Source organism: Bacillus sp. L75 (genome assembly GCF_003676355.1).
In the GTDB taxonomy this organism is placed as follows: domain Bacteria; phylum Bacillota; class Bacilli; order Bacillales; family Bacillaceae; genus Bacillus; species Bacillus velezensis.
In genome coordinates this window covers 1-23,544 of sequence record NZ_ML064923.1, presented here as the reverse complement: position 1 = coordinate 23,544, position 23,544 = coordinate 1, and the positions used below count along the sequence as shown (strand labels likewise).

The 23,544-nt window shown below is 45.6% G+C and carries 22 protein-coding genes and 1 riboswitch; of the genes, 14 read left to right on the top strand and 8 right to left on the bottom strand.

What is annotated here, in order from left to right:
* The coding region (locus D5S11_RS19210; RefSeq protein ID WP_206504700.1) for an HNH/ENDO VII family nuclease at nt 1–710 on the top strand (710 nt) is incomplete at its 5' end.
* A gap of 20 nt (nt 711–730) precedes the next feature.
* A complete protein-coding gene (locus tag D5S11_RS19205) occupies nt 731–1,195 on the top strand; it encodes an SMI1/KNR4 family protein (protein ID WP_007408000.1) in 465 nt (154 codons plus the stop codon).
* Nucleotides 1,196–1,234: 39 nt separating this feature from the next.
* Here D5S11_RS19205 and D5S11_RS19200 read toward each other — a convergent pair whose 3' ends face one another.
* The gene (locus D5S11_RS19200) at nt 1,235–1,516 is read right to left on the bottom strand and encodes a hypothetical protein (RefSeq protein WP_012117731.1); all 282 of its coding nucleotides are present in this window, start codon (nt 1,514–1,516) and stop codon (nt 1,235–1,237) included.
* On the bottom strand, nt 1,509–2,087 hold the full coding sequence (locus D5S11_RS19195) for a MarR family winged helix-turn-helix transcriptional regulator (RefSeq protein ID WP_032869940.1): 579 nt from the start codon (nt 2,085–2,087) through the stop codon (nt 1,509–1,511). The genes D5S11_RS19200 and D5S11_RS19195 overlap by 8 nt, the downstream gene beginning before the upstream one ends.
* A gap of 197 nt (nt 2,088–2,284) precedes the next feature.
* On the opposite strand from D5S11_RS19195, the gene D5S11_RS19190 reads away from it, so the two are divergent.
* A complete protein-coding gene (locus tag D5S11_RS19190) occupies nt 2,285–2,509 on the top strand; it encodes a hypothetical protein (RefSeq protein WP_015417608.1) in 225 nt (74 codons plus the stop codon).
* A gap of 43 nt (nt 2,510–2,552) precedes the next feature.
* On the opposite strand, the gene D5S11_RS19185 is transcribed toward D5S11_RS19190, so the two are convergent.
* On the bottom strand, nt 2,553–2,837 hold the full coding sequence (locus D5S11_RS19185) for a hypothetical protein (RefSeq protein ID WP_007408004.1): 285 nt from the start codon (nt 2,835–2,837) through the stop codon (nt 2,553–2,555).
* A 100-nt stretch (nt 2,838–2,937) separates the two neighbouring features.
* Entirely contained in the window at nt 2,938–4,986 is a 2,049-nt protein-coding gene (locus D5S11_RS19180) for a molybdopterin oxidoreductase family protein (protein ID WP_108724925.1), read from the bottom strand.
* Between the two features lie 147 nt (nt 4,987–5,133).
* Nucleotides 5,134–5,226: riboswitch (SAM riboswitch) on the top strand.
* Between the two features lie 121 nt (nt 5,227–5,347).
* Between D5S11_RS19180 and D5S11_RS19175 the strand changes: the two genes are divergently transcribed.
* The 3 genes from D5S11_RS19175 to D5S11_RS19165 are packed head-to-tail and all read left to right on the top strand — an operon-like array spanning nt 5,348 to nt 9,118.
* Nucleotides 5,348–6,364, top strand: a complete 1,017-nt coding sequence (locus tag D5S11_RS19175) for a 2-hydroxyacid dehydrogenase (protein WP_007407339.1) — start codon at nt 5,348–5,350, stop codon at nt 6,362–6,364.
* Complete coding sequence (locus tag D5S11_RS19170; protein WP_047935793.1) at nt 6,357–7,823, top strand: FGGY-family carbohydrate kinase; 1,467 nt, start codon at nt 6,357–6,359, stop codon at nt 7,821–7,823. The genes D5S11_RS19175 and D5S11_RS19170 overlap by 8 nt, the downstream gene beginning before the upstream one ends.
* A 47-nt stretch (nt 7,824–7,870) precedes the next feature.
* A complete protein-coding gene (locus D5S11_RS19165; RefSeq protein ID WP_007407341.1) occupies nt 7,871–9,118 on the top strand; it encodes an RbtT/DalT/CsbX family MFS transporter in 1,248 nt (415 codons plus the stop codon).
* A 31-nt stretch (nt 9,119–9,149) separates the two neighbouring features.
* On the opposite strand, the gene D5S11_RS19160 is transcribed toward D5S11_RS19165, so the two are convergent.
* Nucleotides 9,150–9,911 carry a hypothetical protein gene (locus D5S11_RS19160; RefSeq protein WP_007407342.1) on the bottom strand — a complete coding sequence of 254 codons (762 nt, stop codon included), beginning with the start codon at nt 9,909–9,911 and terminating at the stop codon, nt 9,150–9,152.
* A 67-nt stretch (nt 9,912–9,978) separates the two neighbouring features.
* Nucleotides 9,979–10,284, bottom strand: coding sequence for a DUF948 domain-containing protein (locus D5S11_RS19155; protein WP_032866226.1), 306 nt, complete (start codon nt 10,282–10,284; stop codon nt 9,979–9,981).
* A 129-nt stretch (nt 10,285–10,413) separates the two neighbouring features.
* Between D5S11_RS19155 and D5S11_RS19150 the strand changes: the two genes are divergently transcribed.
* The 4 genes from D5S11_RS19150 to proB all read left to right on the top strand — a co-directional run bounded on the left by D5S11_RS19150 (nt 10,414) and on the right by proB (nt 13,952).
* Nucleotides 10,414–11,130, top strand: coding sequence for a 3-ketoacyl-ACP reductase (locus tag D5S11_RS19150; RefSeq protein WP_007407344.1), 717 nt, complete (start codon nt 10,414–10,416; stop codon nt 11,128–11,130).
* Nucleotides 11,131–11,415: 285 nt separating this feature from the next.
* Nucleotides 11,416–11,784: a replication termination protein gene (rtp, locus tag D5S11_RS19145; protein ID WP_003153833.1), complete on the top strand. Its 369-nt coding sequence runs from the start codon at nt 11,416–11,418 to the stop codon at nt 11,782–11,784.
* Nucleotides 11,785–11,960: 176 nt separating this feature from the next.
* Nucleotides 11,961–12,809, top strand: a complete 849-nt coding sequence (gene proC, locus D5S11_RS19140; RefSeq protein ID WP_007407345.1) for a pyrroline-5-carboxylate reductase — start codon at nt 11,961–11,963, stop codon at nt 12,807–12,809.
* 24 nt (nt 12,810–12,833) lie between these two features.
* A complete protein-coding gene (proB, locus tag D5S11_RS19135; RefSeq protein ID WP_007407346.1) occupies nt 12,834–13,952 on the top strand; it encodes a glutamate 5-kinase in 1,119 nt (372 codons plus the stop codon).
* Nucleotides 13,953–14,012: 60 nt separating this feature from the next.
* On the opposite strand, the gene gltC is transcribed toward proB, so the two are convergent.
* Nucleotides 14,013–14,915, bottom strand: coding sequence for a glutamate biosynthesis transcriptional regulator GltC (gene gltC / locus D5S11_RS19130; RefSeq protein ID WP_007407347.1), 903 nt, complete (start codon nt 14,913–14,915; stop codon nt 14,013–14,015).
* Between the two features lie 145 nt (nt 14,916–15,060).
* On the opposite strand from gltC, the gene gltB reads away from it, so the two are divergent.
* The 3 genes from gltB to D5S11_RS19115 all read left to right on the top strand — a co-directional run bounded on the left by gltB (nt 15,061) and on the right by D5S11_RS19115 (nt 21,414).
* Nucleotides 15,061–19,620 carry a glutamate synthase large subunit gene (gltB, locus tag D5S11_RS19125; protein ID WP_108724926.1) on the top strand — a complete coding sequence of 1,520 codons (4,560 nt, stop codon included), beginning with the start codon at nt 15,061–15,063 and terminating at the stop codon, nt 19,618–19,620.
* Between the two features lie 16 nt (nt 19,621–19,636).
* Nucleotides 19,637–21,118 carry a glutamate synthase small subunit gene (gene gltD / locus D5S11_RS19120; RefSeq protein WP_014418084.1) on the top strand — a complete coding sequence of 494 codons (1,482 nt, stop codon included), beginning with the start codon at nt 19,637–19,639 and terminating at the stop codon, nt 21,116–21,118.
* Nucleotides 21,119–21,213: 95 nt separating this feature from the next.
* Nucleotides 21,214–21,414 carry a hypothetical protein gene (locus D5S11_RS19115; protein ID WP_047935787.1) on the top strand — a complete coding sequence of 67 codons (201 nt, stop codon included), beginning with the start codon at nt 21,214–21,216 and terminating at the stop codon, nt 21,412–21,414.
* Nucleotides 21,415–21,440: 26 nt separating this feature from the next.
* Here D5S11_RS19115 and D5S11_RS19110 read toward each other — a convergent pair whose 3' ends face one another.
* Nucleotides 21,441–22,421, bottom strand: coding sequence for a zinc-binding dehydrogenase (locus D5S11_RS19110; protein ID WP_032866223.1), 981 nt, complete (start codon nt 22,419–22,421; stop codon nt 21,441–21,443).
* A gap of 118 nt (nt 22,422–22,539) precedes the next feature.
* Here D5S11_RS19110 and D5S11_RS19105 point away from each other — a divergent pair, with 118 nt between their 5' ends.
* Nucleotides 22,540–23,406, top strand: a complete 867-nt coding sequence (locus D5S11_RS19105; RefSeq protein WP_108724927.1) for a LysR family transcriptional regulator — start codon at nt 22,540–22,542, stop codon at nt 23,404–23,406.
* The last annotated feature ends 138 nt before the right edge of the window (nt 23,407–23,544 follow it).

Here is a 23,544-nt window from a genome sequence, read left to right as displayed (position 1 = left end):
CCAGATCAAGATGGGTGACATATGCAATTGGTTCAGCAGCTGTGGCTGTCGTCGGAACGAAAGGCGCAGGAGCCGTTAACAAAGCTGATGCGGCGGGGAAAGTCATAAACAGGGCAGGACAGGCAGGGAAGAAAATTAAAGACGTTAAACTTCCAGAACTGCTTCCTTATAACTCTAAATATGATCTTGCTCTGTCGGGTGACGTACCATACAATGTGGTTGACAGCCAAAACCTTAAAAATGAACTTTTGACCAATGCAAAGAAAATCCCGGATGGAACGAGAAAGCCGTTTACTGGTCAAGAAATAAACCTTCCTTGGTTAAATAAAGAAAAGTATGGTGCCTTTGAGGTTAAGGGCAAGGTAAAAGCAAAGGGAAAAGTTAAAGACATAAGCCGCAGAGTGTATACTATGAAAGATATTGATATGAACCAAAAAAATCGTAAAGGCCTTACGAATCTTCAATTAATGAAAAGTGGAAATGCACCTTTTGCGAAAGATGGGACACAAATAAATCTACACCATTTAATTCAAGAGGAACCTGGTCCAATGCTTGAAATTCCAAATAGCTTACATACTAAATATAGCGGCATTATCCATAGGCTTAAATCTGATGGTGAAAGCTTTAGAAACGATCCGGTTTTAAAAGCCCAGTATGATAATTTCCGAGACAGGTATTGGAAATGGAGAGCAAAACAATATGAAAAATAAAAAAGGAATGAGAGATATCAATGGACTTATATGAAAAAACTATAGAGTTTATAACTGAAAATAAAGCAGACAGTTATTTTACTAGAGGAATAAGTGAAAAAGAGATTATTAATATAGAGAAGGAGCTCCAACTACAACTTCCTGATAGTTATAAATGGTTTCTGAGAAACTTTGGCTCTGGCGGCTTATATGGAATTGATATTTTAGGGTATGACTTTGGCGGGGCTTCGGTAGTTGAAACCACAGAGGAATATCGTAATTATTATCATTTATCTGATGGACTTGTGATATTAGAAGATATTGATTTTTTTGCTTATGCCTTAGATACTAATAAAATGAACAGTAATAATGAATGCCCTGTTTTTATTTGGGATAGAGTACTTGGATACCAAGACAAGCTAGCCGACAGCTTTATTGAATTTTTCTACAGAAGGTTGCTTGAAAAAAAAGAAAACTGGGAAGAAGATGAAGACTGGGACGATTAATAAAAGAAAGCTCTCTATTAGAGAGCCTTTTTCAGATTTTCAATTTTTAACAGGCTTTATAATGAGCAAACAGGCATTACTCAAAATACTCGCCGCGCCTATCCAAAGCAGCCATTGTGTTGCGGTCAGCCATGAGGCAGTTAGGATAAAGAGTCCAATGGCAATTGATATATAATTGCCGGCTCGGTCCAGTTTATGTTTGCAATGAATTTTATATTTGGCATGAGAAATAAATTGATCAATTTTATCTTTCAGCTCATAGCATTTTTCCTTCATCTTATCCTCTGTTTCTTTTACTTTTCGATAAAGCATATTATTCATCGTCTGCACTCCCATATCGCCGTTTTGAAAATTCAGCCATGATTTTTTCTTCATAGTCATCTGAGATGAATTGTGCCTGATCTTCAACTTTCAAATGTGCTTTTTCTTCAAAACCATCCTGTTCTTCACCATCAAAACGATAAAGTTTTTGCAATAGCCTCCAGAATGTTTCAATTTCATCAGTAGTGAAGTCATGAAACATATCCGCTAAAAAATAGGTGGATTTTTCTGAACAGGAAATTAACGCTTTTTTTCCTTCAGCGGTAATCTCAATATTGATTGCACGTTTATCCAGTTTGCTTGGCACAGTGTGAACATATCCTTTTTTCGCGAGGCTTGAAATTAATTTGTTAGCGGTTTGTTTTGTTGTGCCCAGCTTTTTAGCGATATTCATAAGTGTGGTATCTTCCGTCGGTAAATGGGCAATAGCAATAAGAGTCATGTGCTGTCGGGAAGTCAACATTTCTAAGTATTCGTCCCCCCGAGCCTGCACTTTATTGACAACCGAAAATAATGATGCGTAACTTTGTTGCATAACATGCAGTTCCTTCATTAATAAATTAATATCCATAAGGTATCTCCTATCTTAATTGTCACCATGTTGACAATTATAATATACAACGAAATGGGGAACAAGTCAACATGGTGACTAATTGGAGGGGTTACGGCTGTTTTCAAAAATGTCACAGGCAGTCGGAGTGTTTACAGAAGGGGTAATAAGTAAAAGAATGCGAAAAGGCATTAATACAAAGTGAGAAGGTGTTTGACATGCAGAAAGTGAACTGGTCAGAACAGTATGAATGGTTCAATAAACAAGATGAAAAAGACGGGCGTTTAATGGCGCTCCTTCGTCATGAGCTTACATATGAGGAAGTCATACGGTTATATAAGAAAGGGTTTTATTTGAAATCTAAAGAAGGGGATGTTTCGTTACGTAAGAATGATATCTGTCGTATGTTTGGGGTTGAAGAGAGGCAGGGCGGCGAATCTTAATAAACGGGAAGAGACAAACTCTTCCCGCTTTTCATGGCAGCTGTTATTCTTTTTCCAGCATGGAAGTCAGCCATTCTCTTAATGCAGTTTTCTGTACATACCGCTTTCCGTTTCTCGTGATATGCGGAATGTCAGAGGTGTCGGGCACGATTTGTTTCGCTTCTTCCTTGGTAACTCCTAAATAATAACCGATATAGAAGTGCAGATCTTTTTCTTTAATGAGAATGTGGTCAGTGTGTTCATGAGGATCAGGTGATTTAAAATTTTTCAATCCGTCTCCGATGAAATATCCGGCTAAAGCGATTCCGATGCCGGTAATGATATCCATACAGCAAACCTCCAATAAACGTTATCACTTTTTATACGGTGAAGCCGGCCGAAAGGATTCAGCCTTCATCAAAACCGCTCGGCGTTTATTGCGGACGGTTTTAATTGCTGAGCTTTTCCACCTGCACCTTTCCGGAGAAGAAAACAGCGCCTCCTCCCATATCCGCCAGCCGATCGGGCGTGAGCGAATTGACGAGCTGTTTTTTATCATCCATATCGGCCCAAAGACCTTGGCTGACTGCAACGCCGGGAAGCACCTGTTCGCCGACCGAAGCTGTTAATTCACACTCGCCGCGGTGATTCCAAACTCTAACGGTTTCCCCGTCTTCTATGTTCCGGCGTACAGCATCCTCTGTATGAATAAAAAGCTTTGGCGCTTTTTCTAATTTTACGTGTTTTTCATTATTCGAAAATGTTGAATTTAAAAAATTATGATTCGGTCCCGGGACAAATAAAAGCGGAAAATCACCATCGCTCTCAAGAGGGATATGTGTCGGCAGCGCGGGATAACCGTCTTGTTTCATCTTTTCCGAATATAATTCAATTTTTCCGCTCGGTGTCTTGAGCTGTCCCGGAAAAAGCGGTTTTTTCCGTTTGGCTTTCATGAAGGAATGGCGTGAGAGCGCTTCGTAATCAATATCCTCGATATACGGATTGTCGGGAAAGTCCAGCGCCTGTCTGATCAATTCTTCATCGGTATCCTGAAGCTCCTGCTCGGTAAATCCCATTGCTCCGGCAAGCAAACGGAACACTTCCGTATTCGATTTGCTGTCCCCGCAGGGTTCGATCACCGGTTTTTGCAGCTGAATAAAATGATGCCAGTAAGACGTGTAAAAATCCGTGTTTTCCAAAGCGGATGCAGCAGGGAGCACGATATCCGCGTATTTGGCGGTTTCCGTTAAAAACAGATCGTGAACGACTGTAAATAAATCCTCCCGCAGCAGGCCTTTTCTGACTTTATTCGCTTCCGGCGCAACCACTGCGGGATTCGTACCGTAAATAAACAGGGAGCGCACGGGCGGTTTTGTTTCTAAAAGAACGCTTCCGAGCCTGTTCATATTAAATGATCGTGGCTTCCTGCCGTAAAGCAGATCAGGCCGCTGGAGCGCTTGTCTGTTATAGTTTAATACCGCGCTGTTGTGCTTGATTGCGCCTCCTCCGGTGTTGAGCCACTGTCCTGTAACAGCCGGAAGGCAGGCAACGGTGCGGACGATCATTCCGCCATTGTCATGGTGCTGAATGCCGTTTCCGATCCTGATAAGGGAAGGGGAGGTTTCCCCGTACATTCTCGCAAGGCGTCTGATATCGTCGGCTTTAACGCCTGTAATAGCAGAAACCGTTTCCGGATCATAGTGTTTAACATGCGCTTTTAATTCGTCACTGCCTTCGGTGTATTCTGTGAGAAATGCTTCATCGTGAAGGTTTTCGTCGAATAAGACATGCATGATACCGAGGGCGAGTGCGGCATCTGTGCCGGGGCGAATGGGAATAAACCAATCGGCAAGCCGGCCGGTTTGGTTCTTATGTACATCGATAACGACAATTTTAGCCCCTTTTTTCCGGGCTTTTTGAGCAATCATGACTTGGTGCATATTCGTGCTGACGGCATTGATCCCCCAAAAAATAAAGAGCTTTGCATGTATGGTCTCCTCCGGATCAGTACCCGCTCCTTCTCCCATTGTATAGTTATAGCCTTCAGAACCGGCTTTGCTGCAGATCGTCCGTTCGAGATGACTCGCTCCGAGACGATGGAAAAAACGGCGGTCCATTCCCTCTGCCGCCAGTTTTCCCATATTGCCGTAAAAGCTGTACGGAAGAATGCTTTCCGCTCCTTCTTCGGCAATAAGCTCTTTCCAGCGCGCACTGATCGTATTGATCGCTTCCTCCCAGGAAATAGGCGCAAACGCGGCTTCACCTTTTTTACCGATCCGTTTTAACGGAACGGTTACGCGCTTTTCATCATAAATGCGCTCAGCCATGTGTCTGACTTTGTTGCAAATATTCCCTGATGTGACCGGGTGATCGGGGTCTCCCTGAATGTTAACGATTTTTCCGTCTTTTTTTGTCACAAGCAAGCCGCATTGATCGGGACAGTCTAGTGAGCATACCGACTTAAAGACCCCGTTCGGCTGTGTTGCAGCAGAATTCATAGCCCATTTCTCCTCTTTGTTTATATTGTAAGCATTATAACATTTCAAAATCGAACGTCAATTCAGAAAAAAAGTGTTGACATCACGGAAAGACTTTTCTATGATGAGTTTATTCTTTTAAACAGCCTGACAATTTCATCATTTTATTTTCTATCCAGAGAGGTGGAGGGACTGGCCCTACGAAACCTCGGCAACATTTATTGTGCCAATTCCAGCAAGCGTATGCTTGAAAGATAGGAAAGAATGATCTATACATATTTGTGCGCTTCAAGCGCATAAAGACGGTATATGAATCTCTTTCCTTCTTTGGGGAAAGAGATTTTTTTATGACAAAATTTATGTGAAAAGGATGTTTTGCACCATGACGGTTTTAATTACCGCACCATATCACGACGAGGGGCTGAAGGAGCTGACTGAGCTGTTCGGCCGGACTGTGCACCGGCCGTGGAAGAAGCACGGCCGGGCCTATCGGGAAGATGAATTGATCCGAATGATTCAAGAGACAAACGCGTCGGGGCTTATCACTGAACTTGATGAGGTGTCTGAGCGTGTTATTGACATATTGCCTGATTCCGCTTTTATCGGTGTCTGCAGAGGAATGCCGTCTAACGTGAATATTGCGGCGGCGACTAAAAGAAAAATCCCCGTTTTCTTTACACCGGCCCGCAATGCCCAGGCCGTTGCTGAAATGTTTATCGGAAATGTGATTTCATTTTTGCGTCATACGTATTCTTCCCATCAGTGGCTGAAGGACGGGAAGTGGAATGGTGATTATTTGCAGGCTTATGTCAAATTCAGAGGAAATGAGCTGACGGGGAAAACAGTCGGCCTTATCGGTTTCGGAGCTGTCGGACAGAGAATCGCCCGGTTATTGGCCGCTTTTGACTGCAAGGTGCTTTACTATGACCCATTTGTCCGTCATGAAAACCGGGAGTATGAAAAAACGACGATTGAACGGGTATTTTCTGAAAGTGATATTGTTTCCGTTCACTTGCCGCGCACAGAAGAAACCATCGGCCTTATCGGCGCCCGGCACTTTCAATTGATGAAACAGGAAGCTGTTTTTGTCAATACGTCAAGAGCGGCGGTTACAGACAGGGAAGAGCTGCTGCGGGTGCTGAAAGAACGGCGGATTAAGGGAGCGATCCTTGACGTGTTTTATCACGAACCGCCAGAATCTTCTGATTATGAATTGATCTCTTTGCCTAATGTATTAGCGACTCCCCATTTAGCGGGCGCAACATTTGAAGTGGAAGATCATCATGTGAAGATTTTAAATGAAGCGCTTTTCAAATGGAAACAAGATCAAACCTGCTCAATACGTGAACTTTATAACAAAAGAGAACTTGAAACGGAAGGAGGAGGCTGTAATGGCTGAACAAAAAGGCTACCTTGTATTTGACATCGGGACGGGGAATGCGCGAGTCGCGGTCGTGACTGCCGGCGGCGAAGTGACCGCGCTTGAAAGGGAAGACATTGAATATGTGACGGATCCGCTTTATCCGGACGGACGATATTTCTCACCGGAAAGATTATGGACGCAAATCAGCGCTATGGCAAGGAAGGTTATTGCCAAAAGCCCACATATTACATTAATCGGAATCACCTCCACAAGCCAGAGGCAGGGAATTGTTCTGATCAATAAAGGTAAAAAGGCATTTCTCGGTCTGCCCAACATTGATAACAGAGGCCGTGAATGGGAAGACGGGATTGAGACAAAAGAAGAAGTGCATCAGCAAACCGGACGTCTTCCGAGCGCTTTATTTTCCGCCATGAAACTTGTCGGATTAAAAGCTAGACAGCCGTCTTTATGGAAAGAAGTGAAGTACATCACAAGCATCAGTGACTGGGTGACATTTGAGCTGAGCGGTATTTTAAGCTATGAACCGTCACAGGCTGCTGAAACACTGCTGTTTGACGTAAGGAAAAAGGCATGGTCAGAGAAATTATGCAACATCTTCGGTGTGCCTTCTGCCATTCTTCCTTCACTCGTCCGATCTGGGACGGTTGTCGGAATGTTAACGTTTAAGAAAGCGGCGGTTCTCGGTCTATCTGAAAGAGTGCCTGTGATTGCAGGCGGGGGAGACACACAGCTTGCCATCAAAAGTGCAGATGCAAAGCCGGGAGATATCGTCATCGTATCCGGCACGACGACGCCGATTACAAAGATAACAGCGGAGACCGGAACCGAAAGTTTAACGAATGCATGGCTGAATTGCCATACAGAAGAAGGTCAATGGCTTCTTGAAACGAATCCGGGTGTAACAGGACTCAATTATCAAAAATTAAAATCCATTTTTTATCCGAATGAATCCTACGGCGTTATGGAACGGGAAATCGCAAGTCTGCCGAAACATGATCATGCTTGTATTTCTGCGTTAGGCTCCTATTTATCGCCTGAGAAAAACGCACTGGCAAAAGGCGGATTTATTTTTGACGCTCCGCTGTCCCAAAACTTAAGCAGAGCCCATTTTGTCAAAGCCGCACTGCTGGAAATCGCTTTTTCAATCAAATGGAACTATGAGGCGTTAATAGAGGTGGCTTCCTTTTCACAAGATGATGTGAAGGTGTGCGGCGGCGGTTTCCAAAGTGATGCTTTGACGCAGTTTCTTGCTAACCTTCTCCAAAAGAAAATCTATAAGAGAGAGGGGTTCAGCCAGGCATCCGCAATGGGAGCGGCGATGATTTGCAACGAAGCTCTCGGTGTGAAAGCAGAGCTTTCGAGCCGCACAAAGGTAATTGAGCCGGAAGCGGATCAGACGGATCTCTTCCTATATGAAGAATGGAAACATACGCAAAAATTATTTACTCATTTTCAGCCGGCGGTGAAAGCCTGACTTGGGGATGAGATGACAACATGAAAGATTGCTGAGGAGGAACAAAAATGCTTAATAAAATAGGAATTCCAAAACAGCTCGCATGGGGATTTTTGGGAGTCGTGCTGTTTATGATGGGGGACGGCCTTGAACAAGGCTGGCTCAGCCCGTTTTTAGTTGAAAACGGCTTGACGGTACAGCAATCAGCATCCCTGTTTACAGTTTACGGTATTTCTCTCGCTGTGGCGTCTTGGTTTTCAGGGGTCTGCCTCGAAGCCTTCGGCGCAAAGCGGACGATGTTTATGGGGCTGTTGTTTTACGTTATCGGAACAGCCGCATTTATCGCATACGGATTTGAAAATCTTAATTTGCCGGTGATGTATGTCACGTATTTTATTAAAGGGCTGGGTTATCCGCTGTTTGCCTATTCTTTTTTGACATGGGTGATTTACCGGTCGCCGAAAAACAGGCTCAGTACGGCGGTCGGCTGGTTCTGGATTGCATATTGCTGCGGGATGTTTGTATTCGGTGCTTGGTATTCAAGCTGGGCCATCAAATCCTTCGGCTATTTGAATACACTGTGGAGTTCAATTTTCTGGGTCTGCCTCGGCGCGTTTTTTGCTTTGATTTTAAATAGGGACCGCTTTGAAAAGAAAAAGGCAGATAAGCGGGAAAAGGCGCAGGAATTAATGAAGGGAATCACCATCCTTGCTGAAAATCCGCGCGTGCTCTCTGGGGGGATCATTCGGATCATTAACAGCATCGGTACATACGGATTTCCGGTATTTCTTCCGATGCATATGGCGCAGCACGGCATTTCTACAAATGTATGGCTTCAAATTTGGGGAACGATCTTTCTCGGAAATATCGTCTTTAACTTGATCTTCGGCGCAGTCGGCGATGCCTTCGGCTGGAAAAAGACTGTCATGTGGTTCGGGGGAGTGGGCTGCGGCATTTTTACTCTTTTATTATATTATGCTCCTGTTGTATCACATGGGAACTTGCTTTTCGTCAGCATTGTCGGTTTTATATGGGGAGGGCTCCTCGCCGGGTTCGTTCCGATCGGGGCTATCGTGCCGACGGCGGCCGGCAGCGATAAAGGTGCTGCCATGTCTGTGTTAAATCTGGCTGCGGGCCTGTCGGCATTTGTCGGCCCCGCGCTTGCCTGGGCGTTCATCGGACTTGTCGGCGCACAAGGCGTTGTATGGATTTTCGCAGCGCTCTATTTCGTAAGTGCAATCTTGACAAATCAAATCAAAATACCTGAAGAGAAAACGGCAAAACACAATAAAGCATTGCCTGAATACGCTTCTTAACAGCAGCGCCCCGAAAATTCGGGGCGTTTTTTTACAGCTGCTGAAGAAACCCGGCAAAGCGCTGAATTTGTTCACGTAACGATTGTTTGTTTTCGTGAAATTGTTTGAAACGATGTCCGTTTGCTCCGGACGGATGCGGGAAGCCTTCCAGAATGACCGCATGACCCATTCTGCCGTTCTTCTTCAGCATGCGGCAGGCTGATTCTGCTGCTTTGCCGAGAGGGATAAGCAGAATGTCCTTTTTCATCATTTCTATTTCATCCGGAAAACATGTCAGCGCGTAACGGCTGAGAAGAGCTGACCTGCTGATTGCCGGCCGATGTCCCGTATAGTTTTTCTGTTTATAAAAAACAGGGTGTTTGATAACGGACGTTGTATGAAGCAGCTCCCGTTTTGAATCAAATAACCGGGATGAATCCTCAACGTGAAGCGCGGCCGGCAGACCGCATTCATTAAGCATTTCGATGATGTTCTGCCTCATTGAACCGGAAAGTCCGGCCGCTTTTTTTGTTTCATAGGCTATCGTTTCAAAAGTTTCGCCATCTTTTAAAAGCTGTGCCGCTTTTTTGTAAGCCAGCTGCATTTGAAAAAAACCGGGTGTGATTCCGGAAATGGCAACGACTGCATAAGGGTTAATATATTCATTATGAGGCGAATAATACAAATCCAGATCTCCGTCCTTAGCTAAATGGAAAGCCGGAGTCAGCAAATCCGATTTTGTAAACCCTCCCGAAGAAGATAGTGCTTTAAGCTGCTGTAAAAAATGCGCAAGCCGCTCACGATCGCAAATCATGTTATGCCTCCTTGGATCCGCGCCAGTTTCTCTTAGTGTCATCAAAAACGTCGGATGACATGCAGGCTCATAAACCGCTTTTACCGGCGTTCCAGAGCATTTTCAGCACGTGAGGCGTTCCTTTAACTTCGGCTGCCGTCGTTTGCACGGCTGTTTTTTTAGTAAGAAAGTCTTCCTGCAGTTCTTTCTGCTTTTGTGATAACAAACGGGTTTCTGTTTTGATTTCATCAACGGACGTCTGCATGGACGCTGTCACGGCGTTAATCTTCTTTATATCAGGCGCTGTGTTTCTTTTAAAATGGACGGCGGATACGGCTGCATAAATTAATGCGGCAGCCGCAACGGCAGCACTGATATACAAAATGATGATCATCTGCTTTTCACTCCTTTTTTTCAGTTGATACCCTTTACGGATCGTGTTGAATCATTTTATTTGCTAATTGTTTTTTTTCTGCTTATAATGTGAAATCGTACATAAGGACATTCAGAAAGGGTGAAAGACGTGGAAAGTTTACAAAACAAAACGGCTCTTATCACGGGTGCGGGCAGAGGAATCGGCCGCGCCGCCGCTATCGCTTTAGCCAAAGAAGGAGTCAATATCGGTTTAATCGGCCGCACAGAAGCAAATGTCGAAAAGGTTGCGGAAGAAGTGAAAGCCCTTGGTGTAAAGGCATCATTCGCTGCTGCCGATGTAAAAAACCAAAAAGAGGTAGAGCAAGCCGTCTCCTCTATTAAAGAAGAACTCGGTGAGATTGACATCTTGATTAACAATGCTGGAATCAGCAAATTCGGCGGATTTTTGGATCTTACGCCTGAAGAGTGGGAAGACATCATTCAAGTGAATGTAATGGGTGTATACCACGTGACACGCGCCGTTCTACCTGAAATGATTGAGAGAAAATCAGGAGATATCATTAATATTTCTTCTACGGCGGGCCAAAGAGGCGCCGCGGCGACAAGTGCGTACAGCGCTTCTAAATTTGCCGTTCTCGGTCTGACTGAATCTCTCATGCAGGAAGTCAGAAAACACAATATCCGTGTCAGCGCAATGACTCCGAGCACGGTTGCCAGCGACATGTCTATTGAATTAAATCTGACAGACGGCAATCCGGAAAAAGTCATGCAGCCTGAGGATCTTGCAGAATATATGGTTGCTCAATTGAAATTACATCCGCGCATTTTCATCAAAACTGCCGGTTTGTGGTCAACTAATCCTTAAACAAAAGGGGACCTGTCTTCGTGACGGGTCTTTTTTTGTTTCCGCAACCCGAATAAATGGGCATAAAGATCCGTTTTTGCAGAAAAAAGAGTGAAAAAGAAACCGATATCAGCTATAATTAAACTAAATAAACTATGTACCAAATGTTCACTAAAATTATTTTTCCTCGCCTCCAAAAAACAAATCAATACAAACCAAACTGTCCGAACAATAAAAGGGAAAACGGGATATAAAGAGAATATTTAGTACATGGAATAATTTGTTAGAAGGAAGGGTGTGCACATATTGAAAGAAGAAAAAAGAAGTTCAACCGGTTTTTTAGTGAAACAAAGAGCTTTTTTAAAGCTTTACATGATTACAATGACAGAGCAGGAACGGCTTTACGGACTGAAGCTTCTCGAGGTGCTGCGTTCGGAATTTAAACCCATCGGTTTTAAGCCGAATCATACCGAGGTGTACCGTTCACTTCACGAACTATTGGATGACGGGATTTTAAAGCAAGTAAAAGTGAAAAAAGAGGGAGCCAAACTCCAGGAAGTCGTTCTCTATCAATTTAAAGACTATGAAGCTGCGAAGCTTTACAAAAAACAGCTGAAGACAGAGCTTGACCGCTGCAAAAAGCTGATAGAAAAAGCCATTTCAGATAATTTTTAAATCCGGCCGGAACGCCCCCGGCCTCCCGGGCTCAAAAGGTTTGTTCTGTGATTCATTATACATAATAGCAGGCTCGGAACAATACATATCAATAATACCTTCAAACTTGACATCAACTCCTGAAGTGGTAACATAAAAAACGTGTGAAAAATACGAACAAAATACGAACAAGGGAGATGTTACCGATCTTAGATCAAAAGAAAGTTGCTTTTATCGGAGCAGGATCAATGGCTGAAGGAATGATATCAGGCATGGTCCGCGCAAAAAAAATTCCCAACCAAAACATCTGCGTGACAAACCGCCGCAATACAGAGCGACTCGCTGAATTGGAACATCAATACGGTATTCAGGGCATTGCTTTTGACAGCATGAAAACCGAAGATATTGATGTCTTTATTTTAGCCATGAAGCCGAAGGATGCTGAAATCGCTCTGGCTGCGCTGAAACGGCGTATTCAACCTCATCAAATCATCCTGTCTGTTCTGGCAGGCATAACAACCTCATTTATACAACAGTCATTACATGATAATCAGCCGGTTGTAAGAGTGATGCCGAACACATCCAGCATGATCGGCGAATCGGCAACAGCTGCGGCTTTCGGAGACCATGTCTCTTACGGTTCAGCAAAAACCGCGGTATCCCTTTTGGAATGCCTCGGGGAAGTGTACGTGATCAAGGAAGATCAGATGGACATTTTCACCGGCATCGCAGGCAGCGGACCGGCGTACTTTTATTATTTAATGGAGTTTATTGAAAAAGCAGGTGAAGAAGCCGGCTTAGACAAACGGCTGTCCCGCAAAATCGGCGCGCAAACGTTATTGGGCGCCGCTAAAATGCTGATGGAAACGGGTGAAAAACCGGATGTGCTTCGGGAAAACATCACCTCTCCAAACGGCACGACGGAAGCCGGCCTCGATGCGCTCAGGTCAGAAGGCGGCGGAGAAGCCATTGCCAAAGCCATCAAACACGCGACCGAACGTTCTATTGAGATCAGCAAAACAATTGAAAAAACGGCAGCACTATAATCGTTAAAAAACAGGAGTGATACAGTGACGTCTCGGACGAAGATCAAAAGAGTCGCGGTGAAAATCGGCAGCAGCTCACTGACGAGCCTGCACGGGGAAATCAGCAGAAGAAAGCTGGAAGCATTGGTGGATCAAATCGCACAGCTGAAAGACAGCGGCTATGAAGTGATTTTAGTATCTTCCGGCGCAGTGGCGGCAGGTTATCGGAAGCTCGGATTTATTCAGAAACCGGAAAGCCTCCCTGAAAAACAGGCTTCTGCTTCCATCGGGCAGGGATTATTAATGGAGGCTTATTCAAAGCTGTTTTTAGCGCACGGTTATGTCGCATCACAAATTTTAATTACAAGAAGCGACTTTTCCGATGAATGCCGCTACCATAATGTGCGCAATACGATGAACGTCCTTTTGGAACGGGGCATTATTCCGATTATTAATGAAAATGACACGGTCACAGTCAACCGGCTGAAATTCGGAGATAACGATACACTCGCAGCGAAGGTGGCAGGTTTAATTGATGCCGACATGCTTGTGATTTTATCAGACATTGACGGTTTATATGATGATAATCCGCGCAGCAACCCGAAAGCGAAAAGAATCAGTCATGTTAGTGACATCACTCCGGAAATAGAAGCAAGCGCGGGAGATGCCGGGAGTGAAATGGGAACCGGCGGAATGCGTTCGAAACTGGATGCTTTTAAAATTGTGATGGCCTCCGGTATTAAAGGCTTTCTCGGGCAGGCTAACATTCCGGACATTCTGCTTCAAGCGGTAGATGAGGCGGCTGAAGGAACTTATTTTGAAGCGGAAGGAACCCTGCCGTTAAACCACAAAGAACAATGGCTTGCATTTAATTCCGGCCCCGAAGGCGAAATTGTGATGGAAAAAGAAAGCAGCCGCGATGTCGCGAACGGAAATATGGAGCTGTCACCGCAGGACATCGAGCAGATTAAGGGCAGATTCAGCAGCGGAGCGGTTGTCAGGCTGCTTGATCAGCAGGGAGAAGAGCTCGGACTCGGCATCGTCAACTATTCCTCAGCCCAGCTGAAGACATTTAAAGAAACGCCGCCCAAACAGACCGATCAATCAGTCATTGATCCGGAAGCGTTTGTCTGCCACGTTGAACTATCCATTCCGATCGGCTGAGAAAGATCTAAAAAAATATGAAAAAGCCCGAGGCTTCGTTTTGAAGCTCGGGTTTGTTTTTTATTGATATTGTTCAAGTTTGGAGAAAAATTGAATGACAAAATGATAGAAATCATTTGCAGACGGAGCCAGTTCCCTTCCTTTTGGTTTAATAATGCCTACGGTGCGCTTCACTTGAGGAAATTCAATCGGAATTTTGACCGTGAACCGAGGGGTGGTTTCTCCAAAGGTGCTTTCAGGTAATAAAGTAACTCCCATCCCCGCGGAGACTAATCCTTTAATGGCATCTAAATCCTCGCCTTCCGTCGATACAAGCGGCGCAAAGCCGGCCTGTCTGCAAGCGTCAATCGCCATGTTACGGAGAATAAACCCTTCAGGAAATAAAACAAATTGGTCGCCGCGCAGATCAATTAAATGAATATTTTTCTGTTTGGCAAGCGGATGGTGCAGCGGAACAAGCGCGTAAATCTTTTCCGTGAATAAGATATTGCCTGTTATGTCGGGGAATTCCGTCGGAACGGGGCCGAGCAGCGCAGCATCTATATCCCTGTTTCTTACGGCTTCAATTAAAAACTTATATGACCCCTGGCGGAGCAAAAACTCAACGTTCGGGTATTCCTCTTTAAACGCCGAAATCACCGTCGGCAAAAGCTGGCTTGCAAGGCTCGTCGGAAATCCTATTTTGACGGTTCCGCGATTCGGATCAAGATATTCATCAATTTGTTCTTTCGCGTAATCAATTGCTTTCATCGCCGTTTTAATATGTTCTAAAAATTGTTTGCCGATCGGCGTTAATTTAATATTTCTGCCTTCCCGTTCAAATAAAGTGACTTGCAGCTCTTCTTCAAGATTTGCAATCTGCCTGCTGATGGCGGATTGTGCGACATGCAGATGATCAGCCGCTTCTGACACATGTTCCCGTTCTGCTACCTCCATAAAATACCGAAGCTGGCGTAATTCCATTGCGTTCACACCTATCTATCTCATTTTGAGATGTATTTGATCTAAATTATATATTGTTTATATTGTTTTGAAAACTTACAATTAATTTAAAGTTGTCAGATTTTATGACCGATAATTAACGGAAACTGATCGGGGGAGAGGAATTATGACTTACAATCAAATGCCGAAAGCACAAGGTCTCTACCGTCCGGAATTTGAGCACGATGCATGCGGAATCGGCTTGTATGCCCATTTAAAAGGGAAACCTTCACATGACATTGTCAAAAAAGGACTGAAGATGCTTTGCCAGCTGGATCACAGAGGAGGACAGGGCAGTGATCCGAATACGGGTGACGGCGCCGGCCTGATGGTTCAGATCCCTGATGCTTTTTTTAAGAAAGAGTGCGGAGAGATGAGACTGCCGGAAAAAGGCCGTTACGGGGTAGGAATGGTCTTTTTCTCGCAAAATGAAGAGGAAAGAAAAAAGATCGAAAAACAGGTGAATGCATTCATTGAGCAGGAAGGACAGATCGTTCTCGGCTGGAGAACCGTCCCTGTAAATGTCGGAAAAATCGGAACAGTGGCACAAAGCACTTGCCCGTATGTGCGTCAAGTATTCATCGGCGCCGCAAACGATTTGAAAGACAGCCTTGCTTTTGAACGCAAACTGTATGTCATCCGGAAGCAGGCGGAAAATTGGGGCGTTCAAGAACAGCTTGATTTTTACTTCGCAAGCCTGTCAAGCCAGACTATTGTTTATAAAGGTTTGTTAACGCCTGAGCAGGTTGACGCATTTTATTTGGATTTGCAGGATGAAACCTTCGTATCTGCATTCTCACTTGTGCATTCAAGGTTCAGCACAAATACCTTTCCAACCTGGGAACGTGCTCATCCGAACCGCTATCTGATTCATAACGGAGAAATCAATACGCTCCGGGGCAACATCAATTGGATGAGAGCGAGGGAGCAGCAGTTCGTTTCAGAAAGCTTCGGAGACGATCTTCACAAAGTGCTGCCGATTTTAAATGCTGAGGGCAGTGACTCATCCATTCTTGATAATGCGTTTGAATTTTTCGTGATGGCAGGGCGGAAACCGGCACATACGGCAATGATGCTGATTCCGGAACCATGGACGGAAAACACTCACATGTCTAAAGCGAAACGGGCTTTTTATGAATATCACAGCTCTTTAATGGAGCCGTGGGACGGGCCGACCGCCATTTCGTTTACGGACGGAAAACAGATCGGCGCCATCCTTGACCGTAACGGCCTGCGTCCGGCACGTTACTATGTGACAAAAGATGACCATATTATTTTCTCATCTGAGGTCGGCGTTATTGAAGTAGAGCAGGAGAACATTCTTCATAAAAAACGTCTGGAGCCCGGAAAAATGCTGCTCATTGACTTAGAAGAAGGCCGGATTATTTCAGATGAAGAAGTGAAAACAGAAATTGCAAATGAATTCCCTTATCAAAAATGGCTTGAAGAAGAATTGGTTCAAGTGAATCCTGACCCGGAAATCCGGGAAGAGGAACAATTCGATGATCTTCTCGTCCGTCAAAAAGCGTTTGGCTATACGTATGAAGATATTCAGAAATATTTAATCCCTGTTATTAAAGAAGGCAAGGACCCGCTCGGCTCTATGGGAAATGATTCGCCGCTCGCCGTTTTATCCGACCGCGCCCAATCACTGTTTCATTACTTTAAACAGCTGTTTGCGCAAGTCACAAACCCGCCGATTGACGCGATCCGCGAGCAGCTGGTAACTTCTACGGTGACCTGGCTCGGAGCTGAAGGTGATCTGCTGCATCCGAGTGAAAGAAATGCACGCCGCATAAAATTGTATACTCCTGTATTATCAAACGAACAGTTTTATGCGCTGAAAACACTTGTGCATCCTGACATTAAGAGCCAGAACATCCGTACGCTGTTTTCCGATGACCTAGAAAAAGGCCTGAAGGATTTGTTTCAGCAGGCGGAAAAAGCGATCAAGGAAGGCGTATCTCTGTTAATTTTATCTGACAGGGCAATGAGTAAAGAGTTGACGCCGATTCCGCCGCTTTTGGCCGTCAGTGCGCTGCATCAGCATTTGATCCGCCAAGGACTGCGAACAAAAGCAAGCATTATCGTTGAATCCGGGGAAGCGCGTGAAGTTCATCACTTTGCGGCTCTCATCGGGTATGGTGCCGATGCTGTCAATCCGTATTTGACTTACGCTACGTATAAGCAGGAAATCGATGAAGGCCGGCTTGATATTCCGTATGAAGAAGCTGTCAGCAAATACGGAAAGAGCGTAACAGAAGGCGTCGTGAAAGTGATGTCAAAAATGGGGATTTCAACTGTGCAAAGTTACAGGGGCGCCCAAATTTTTGAAGCGGTCGGCATCGGTGAAGACGTTATTGCCAAATACTTTACCGGTACTGCATCTCAGCTTGGCGGAATCGATATCGAAACGATTGCGCAAGAAGCGAAACAGCGCCATCAAGCGGCGTACAAGGATGATTACAGCCAAACTCTTGATCCGGGAAGTGAATTCCAATGGCGGAACGGGGGAGAGCACCACGCTTTCAACCCGAAAACCATCCATACGCTGCAATGGGCCTGCCGCAAAAATGATTACAGCCTGTTTAAGCAGTATTCTCATGCAGCGGATGAAGAACGAATCGGATTTTTACGCAATCTGTTCGCCTTCAAAGAAGACCGCAAGCCTTTAAAATTAGAGGAAGTTGAATCAGCTGCGTCCATCGTGAAACGTTTTAAAACAGGAGCGATGTCATTCGGTTCATTAAGCAAGGAAGCCCATGAGGCTTTAGCGATAGCGATGAACAGGCTTGGCGGAAAAAGCAACAGCGGAGAAGGCGGCGAGGACCCGAAACGTTTCGTTCCGGATGAAAATGGCGACGACAGAAGAAGTGCGATTAAACAGATTGCTTCCGGCCGTTTCGGCGTAAAGAGCCATTATCTCGTCAATGCGGATGAATTGCAGATCAAAATGGCGCAAGGGGCGAAGCCGGGAGAAGGCGGTCAGCTTCCGGGCAACAAAGTATATCCTTGGGTCGCGGATGTCCGCGGGTCTACACCAGGTGTAGGGCTGATCTCACCGCCTCCTCACCATGATATTTATTCAATTGAAGATTTGGCGCAGCTGATTCATGATTTGAAAAATGCGAATCGAAGCGCGCGTATCAGTGTCAAGCTCGTGTCAAAAGCCGGTGTCGGCACGATTGCGGCCGGTGTGGCAAAAGGCACTGCGGATGTCATCGTCATCAGCGGCTACGATGGCGGAACGGGCGCGTCGCCGAAAACAAGTATTAAACATACGGGTCTTCCGTGGGAGCTTGGTCTTGCAGAAGCTCACCAAACGCTGATGCTGAACGGTTTACGGGATCGCGTGGTATTGGAAACGGACGGTAAGCTGATGACAGGCCGGGATGTCGTAATGGCCGCCTTGCTCGGTGCGGAGGAATTCGGCTTTGCTACAGCGCCGCTTGTCGTTCTCGGCTGCGTCATGATGCGCGCCTGCCATTTAGATACATGTCCTGTAGGTGTCGCGACGCAAAACCCGGAGCTTCGCAAAAAATTCATGGGCGATCCTGACCATATCGTAAATTACATGCTGTTTGTCGCAGAAGAAGTGCGTGAATATATGGCGCAGTTAGGCTTTAAGACGCTTGATGAAATGATCGGACGGACAGACGTTCTTCATGTCAGTGAACGTGCAAAAGCGCATTGGAAAGCGGGCCAGCTTGATTTATCCACACTGCTGTACCAGCCTGAAGGCGTCCGCACTTTCCGTACGGCGCAAAATCATAAAATCGACCAGTCGCTTGATATGACGGTTATTCTTCCGGCGGTGCAGGCTGCAATTGAAGCCGGACAGGAAGCGGAAGCTGAAATCAAGATCAATAATACAAATCGCGTAGCCGGAACCGTGACGGGAAGTGAAATTTCTAAACGCTACGGAGCGGAAGGCCTGCCGGATGATACGATCAGACTTCATTTTACCGGATCAGCCGGACAGAGTTTCGGAGCATTTGTCCCTAAAGGGATGACGCTTCATTTGAACGGGGATTCAAATGACTACGTAGGCAAAGGGCTTTCAGGCGGAAAAATCATCGTGAAAGCGCCTGATGCCTTCAATTGTGAAACGCACGATAACGTTATTATCGGGAACGTCGCATTTTACGGAGCAACAAGCGGGGAAGCGTACATTAACGGGCGCGCCGGTGAACGTTTTGCAGTCCGTAACAGCGGAGTCAATGTCGTTGTAGAAGGTATCGGAGACCACGGCTGTGAATACATGACAGGCGGCCGGGTTGTCGTCCTCGGCGAAGTCGGCAAAAACTTCGGGGCGGGAATGTCAGGCGGTATCGCATACGTCCTCAGTGATGATGCCAAAGCATTTAAACGCAAATGCAACATGGAAATGATTTCATTTGAAAAGCTGACGGATGAGGCGGAGATCAAAGAAGTGCAAGAAATGGTCAAACGGCATGCGGTGCTGACAAACAGCAAAAAAGCCGCAGATCTCCTGGACAATTGGGAAAAAGCCGCAGAAACCTTTATCAAAGTCATTCCGAAAAACTATAAACAAATGCTCCTCAGCATCGAAGAACAAAAAGCGGCGGGTTTATCAGAAGAAGACGCAATTATGTATGCTTTTGAAGCCAATACAAAGGTCCTCCAAACGCCTGCCAAAGATCAAAAACAAGCGGTAGTACAGTAAGAAAGGGGAGAGGAACATGGGGAAACCAACTGGATTCATGGAAGAAAAACGAGAAAAACCGGCTGAGCGGGACCCTCTCACTCGCTTAAAGGATTGGAAAGAGTATTCGGCTCCGTTTTCAGATGAAGCGTCAAAGCGGCAGGGGGCGCGGTGTATGGATTGCGGCACACCGTTTTGCCAAATCGGCGCTGATATCAACGGTTTTACCTCCGGATGCCCGATTTATAATCTGATACCGGAGTGGAATGACCTCGTCTATCGGGGGCGCTGGAAAGAAGCCTTGGAGCGCCTTCTGAAAACGAATAACTTTCCTGAATTCACAGGGCGGGTCTGTCCCGCTCCTTGTGAAGGATCTTGTACGCTGGCTATTTCAGATCCGGCTGTTTCAATTAAAAACATCGAGCGGACGATCATTGACAAAGGTTTTGAAAATGGATGGATTCAGCCGAGAATTCCAGCGAAACGCACAGGTAAAAAAGTCGCTGTCGTCGGTTCAGGCCCGGCAGGTCTGGCAAGCGCTGATCAGCTGAACCAAGCCGGTCATTCCGTAACGGTCTATGAGCGTGCTGACAGAGCCGGCGGTCTGCTGATGTACGGCATTCCGAGCATGAAGCTTGAGAAAAATGTCGTCGAACGCCGTATTAAACTTTTGACGCAGGAAGGTATAGATTTTGTAACAAATACCGAAATCGGCGTTGACATAACGGCAGATGAGCTGAAAGATCAATTTGATGCCGTCATTTTGTGCACAGGCGCCCAAAAGCAGCGCAATCTGCTGATTGAAGGCCGGGAAGCAAAAGGCGTCCATTATGCGATGGACTATTTAACACTGGCGACGAAAAGCTATTTAGATTCCAACTTCAAAGACAAACAATATATAGACGCTAAAGGGAAAGACGTCATCGTAATCGGCGGAGGAGACACAGGAGCTGACTGCGTGGCAACCGCGCTGCGCCAAAAAGCGCGCAGCGTGCACCAGTTCGGGAAACATCCTAAACTTCCTCAAACGCGCACGAACGACAATATGTGGCCTGAACAGCCTCACGTCTTTACCCTTGAATACGCCTATGAAGAAGCGCAGGCAAAGTTCGGCAAAGACCCGAGAGAATATTCAATTCAGACGACAAAAATGGTGGCCGATAAGCAGGGCCGCTTACAAGAGATTCACACCATTCAAATGGAAAAAGTCAGAAACGAATTCGGAAAGTATGAATTTCATGAACTGCCCGGAACAGAAAAAGTCTGGCCTGCTCAGCTGGTGTTCATCGCCATCGGTTTTGAAGGGACAGAACAGCCATTATTGAAACAGTTCGGTGTCGATTCGGCAAATCATAAAATTCAGGCGGCATATGGGGATTATAAAACGAATGTTGACGGTGTTTTCGCCGCAGGGGATGCGAGAAGGGGCCAAAGCCTGATTGTATGGGCGATTAATGAAGGCCGGGAAGCAGCGCGCGAAGTCGATAGTTATTTAATGGGGAGCACTGTTTTACCGTAAATAAAGGGGTTTATTTATAAAACCGGCTGGGATCAGCCGGTTTTTCGTATTGAAATGAAACCTCCTTCTTCCTTTATTGGTCATATAAGGGTAACGTGGAAGATAACATATGGAATTTTGTTTTACAGAGTGGAGAGATTGTTTTCTTCCGCAGACTGAGACGATTTGCAAGCCTTGAGCAGTCGATCACGGTGCTGCTGACGGGCTCTGTGTGTCTGCAGTCGATTTGCGGGCAGATTTTAATTGATGAAGAAAAACATATTGAATTTCAAGCGGAAACGCTTATAAACAAATAAGGAACGGACGCGTCCGCTCCTCTTTTTTAGACATCCAAACGAAAGCCGATATTGCCGAACTGCCGTCCTTCCCGCATTCTGTTAAAAGCGGCAGCTGCTTCACTGAGAGGGTACATGCGGTCGATAATGGGACGGATGCCGCAGCGGTTTACCAATTCCATCATATCCGCAAATTCCTCATTGCTTCCCATTGATGTACCGAGAATATGAATCTGCGGAAAAAACAGCGAGCGAATAGGGAATCCGAGCTGATCGCCTGAACTGGCGCCGAATGTTACGATCCGGCCATTCGGTTTCATAATGTCAAGATAGTGTTGAAACAAGGCGGGGCCTACACCGTCAAGTATGATATCTGCTTTTTCGCCATACAGCGCCTCATTCCAGTCACCGTAGCTGTCAATCGCCCGGTCTGCACCGTATGACAGTGCGGTTTGTTTTTTGTTTTCACTGCGGGAGGTGACGCTGACTGTCGCTCCGATAGCTTTTGCCATTAATAAGGCGTATGTTGCCACGCCGCTTCCGATGCCCGGAAGGATAAGGTGTTCGCCTTTTTTTAATTGTCCTTTTGTAAATAAGGCGCGATAAGCGGTTAATGCTGATAACGGCAGCACGCCCGCTTCCTCCCATGTCAGGTGTTCGGGTTTTAAAACGGCATTTTCCGCAGGAACGATGACATAAGGTGAAAAGGTTCCGTCGCTCGGACCGCCTAAAATATCAGGTACGGCCGGTACGTCCTCAACGGTCTTCCAATTCAGCACCGGGTTGATGATGACTTCTGCATGCAGTAAATGAGACCGGACGCCGTGTCCTATTTCGGTTACGATTCCCGCGCCGTCTGAACCGAGAGTAAATTCATGGTTTCCGGTTTCGTGGTTTTTCATTAAAAACAAATCACGATGGTTTAATCCGGCTGTTTTCAGCTTTATTTTTACTTCGCCGTTTCCCGGCCTTTTGTCAGGTGCCTGCCTGAAATCAAAGCCATTTTCGTGTATGATAAGGGCATTCATCATTCTTCTCTCCTTTATGATTGATGAGAAAGATTTTACAGGCTGTATCAGCTGCAGTAAATAAATGAAAATTGATAGCCGGCTATCAATAAAAATCATAGCAAGAAGGTGCCCTTACATGGAAAGCGGAGACTTAAAGATTTTTCAGGCTGTCGCCCGCAAAGGAAGTATTTCAAAGGCGGCAGAAAGCCTGCATTATGTTCAATCAAATGTGACAAACCGGATTCAGCAGCTGGAACGGCAATTGCAAACACAGCTTTTTTACAGCACAAATCGGGGGATGACGCTGACGCCCGCAGGTGAAAACTTATTGAAAGACGCAGACAGAATCCTTCAATTGTTGCATGAGGCGCAAAAAACGGCGCAAGAGGCAGGCGATCCGAACGGCCCGCTTCGAATCGGTTCTCTTGAAACGGCGGCAGCCGTCCATCTCCCTCAATTTTTCACAGAGTATTGCAGCCGCTGCCCGAAAGTACAGCTGTCTCTGTCAACCGGTGATACACATACCTTAGTGCAGCACGTCTTACACTATGAGCTGGACGGCGCTTTTGTTTATGGTCCGGTCGAATACGAAGATCTTGAGCAAGTCGCTGTAATTCAAGAAGAATTGGTCTTGGTTTCAAATAAGCGGGAAGGCAGTTTGCAAGACTTGTTGCGAGATCCGATTCTGTATTTTGCCGCGGGCTGTTCGCACCGCCGCAAAATAAAAAACATACTGAAAGAAGAAGCAGTGCCCGCACATAAAATCATTGAATTCGGTACGTTGGAAGCCATTATTGGGGCGGTGCAGGCGGGGATGGGGGTTTCCTTTCTGCCTGCATCAGCCGTCCGTTATTTTCAAAACAGGAAAAATCTTTTTCTTCATGAGCTCCCTGAACAGTTTCGGGATATGAATATATCATTTATCTACCGGAGTGATTTATTTTTGACATCGGCGTTTGAAGAACTGCTGAATGGATTAAAAACTTTACCGAACGGAAGATGAGAAAACAGGACAGCTGTGTACGCCAATTTTTTTCGTTCTGGTTTTTCTTAAAAAAACTTTCTTTTTCGGAAAATTTATGTATAATAAAAGAAAGTTTTTCGGATAAAGTATCTGCAATGATAAGGACATGAGACATTT

Coding starts and splice junctions, on each gene's coding strand:
- D5S11_RS19205 (WP_007408000.1), top strand. CDS start 731: ATGGACTTATATGAAAAAACTATAGAGTTTATAACTGAAAATAAAGCA.
- D5S11_RS19190 (WP_015417608.1), top strand. CDS start 2,285: ATGCAGAAAGTGAACTGGTCAGAACAGTATGAATGGTTCAATAAACAA.
- D5S11_RS19180 (WP_108724925.1), bottom strand. CDS start 4,986: ATGAATTCTGCTGCAACACAGCCGAACGGGGTCTTTAAGTCGGTATGC.
- D5S11_RS19170 (WP_047935793.1), top strand. CDS start 6,357: ATGGCTGAACAAAAAGGCTACCTTGTATTTGACATCGGGACGGGGAAT.
- D5S11_RS19155 (WP_032866226.1), bottom strand. CDS start 10,284: ATGATCATCATTTTGTATATCAGTGCTGCCGTTGCGGCTGCCGCATTA.
- D5S11_RS19195 (WP_032869940.1), bottom strand. CDS start 2,087: ATGGATATTAATTTATTAATGAAGGAACTGCATGTTATGCAACAAAGT.
- D5S11_RS19110 (WP_032866223.1), bottom strand. CDS start 22,421: ATGAATGCCCTTATCATACACGAAAATGGCTTTGATTTCAGGCAGGCA.
- D5S11_RS19165 (WP_007407341.1), top strand. CDS start 7,871: ATGCTTAATAAAATAGGAATTCCAAAACAGCTCGCATGGGGATTTTTG.
- gltB (WP_108724926.1), top strand. CDS start 15,061: ATGACTTACAATCAAATGCCGAAAGCACAAGGTCTCTACCGTCCGGAA.
- D5S11_RS19105 (WP_108724927.1), top strand. CDS start 22,540: ATGGAAAGCGGAGACTTAAAGATTTTTCAGGCTGTCGCCCGCAAAGGA.
- gltD (WP_014418084.1), top strand. CDS start 19,637: ATGGGGAAACCAACTGGATTCATGGAAGAAAAACGAGAAAAACCGGCT.
- proC (WP_007407345.1), top strand. CDS start 11,961: ATGTTACCGATCTTAGATCAAAAGAAAGTTGCTTTTATCGGAGCAGGA.
- D5S11_RS19185 (WP_007408004.1), bottom strand. CDS start 2,837: ATGGATATCATTACCGGCATCGGAATCGCTTTAGCCGGATATTTCATC.
- D5S11_RS19160 (WP_007407342.1), bottom strand. CDS start 9,911: ATGATTTGCGATCGTGAGCGGCTTGCGCATTTTTTACAGCAGCTTAAA.
- gltC (WP_007407347.1), bottom strand. CDS start 14,915: ATGGAATTACGCCAGCTTCGGTATTTTATGGAGGTAGCAGAACGGGAA.
- D5S11_RS19175 (WP_007407339.1), top strand. CDS start 5,348: ATGACGGTTTTAATTACCGCACCATATCACGACGAGGGGCTGAAGGAG.
- D5S11_RS19200 (WP_012117731.1), bottom strand. CDS start 1,516: ATGAATAATATGCTTTATCGAAAAGTAAAAGAAACAGAGGATAAGATG.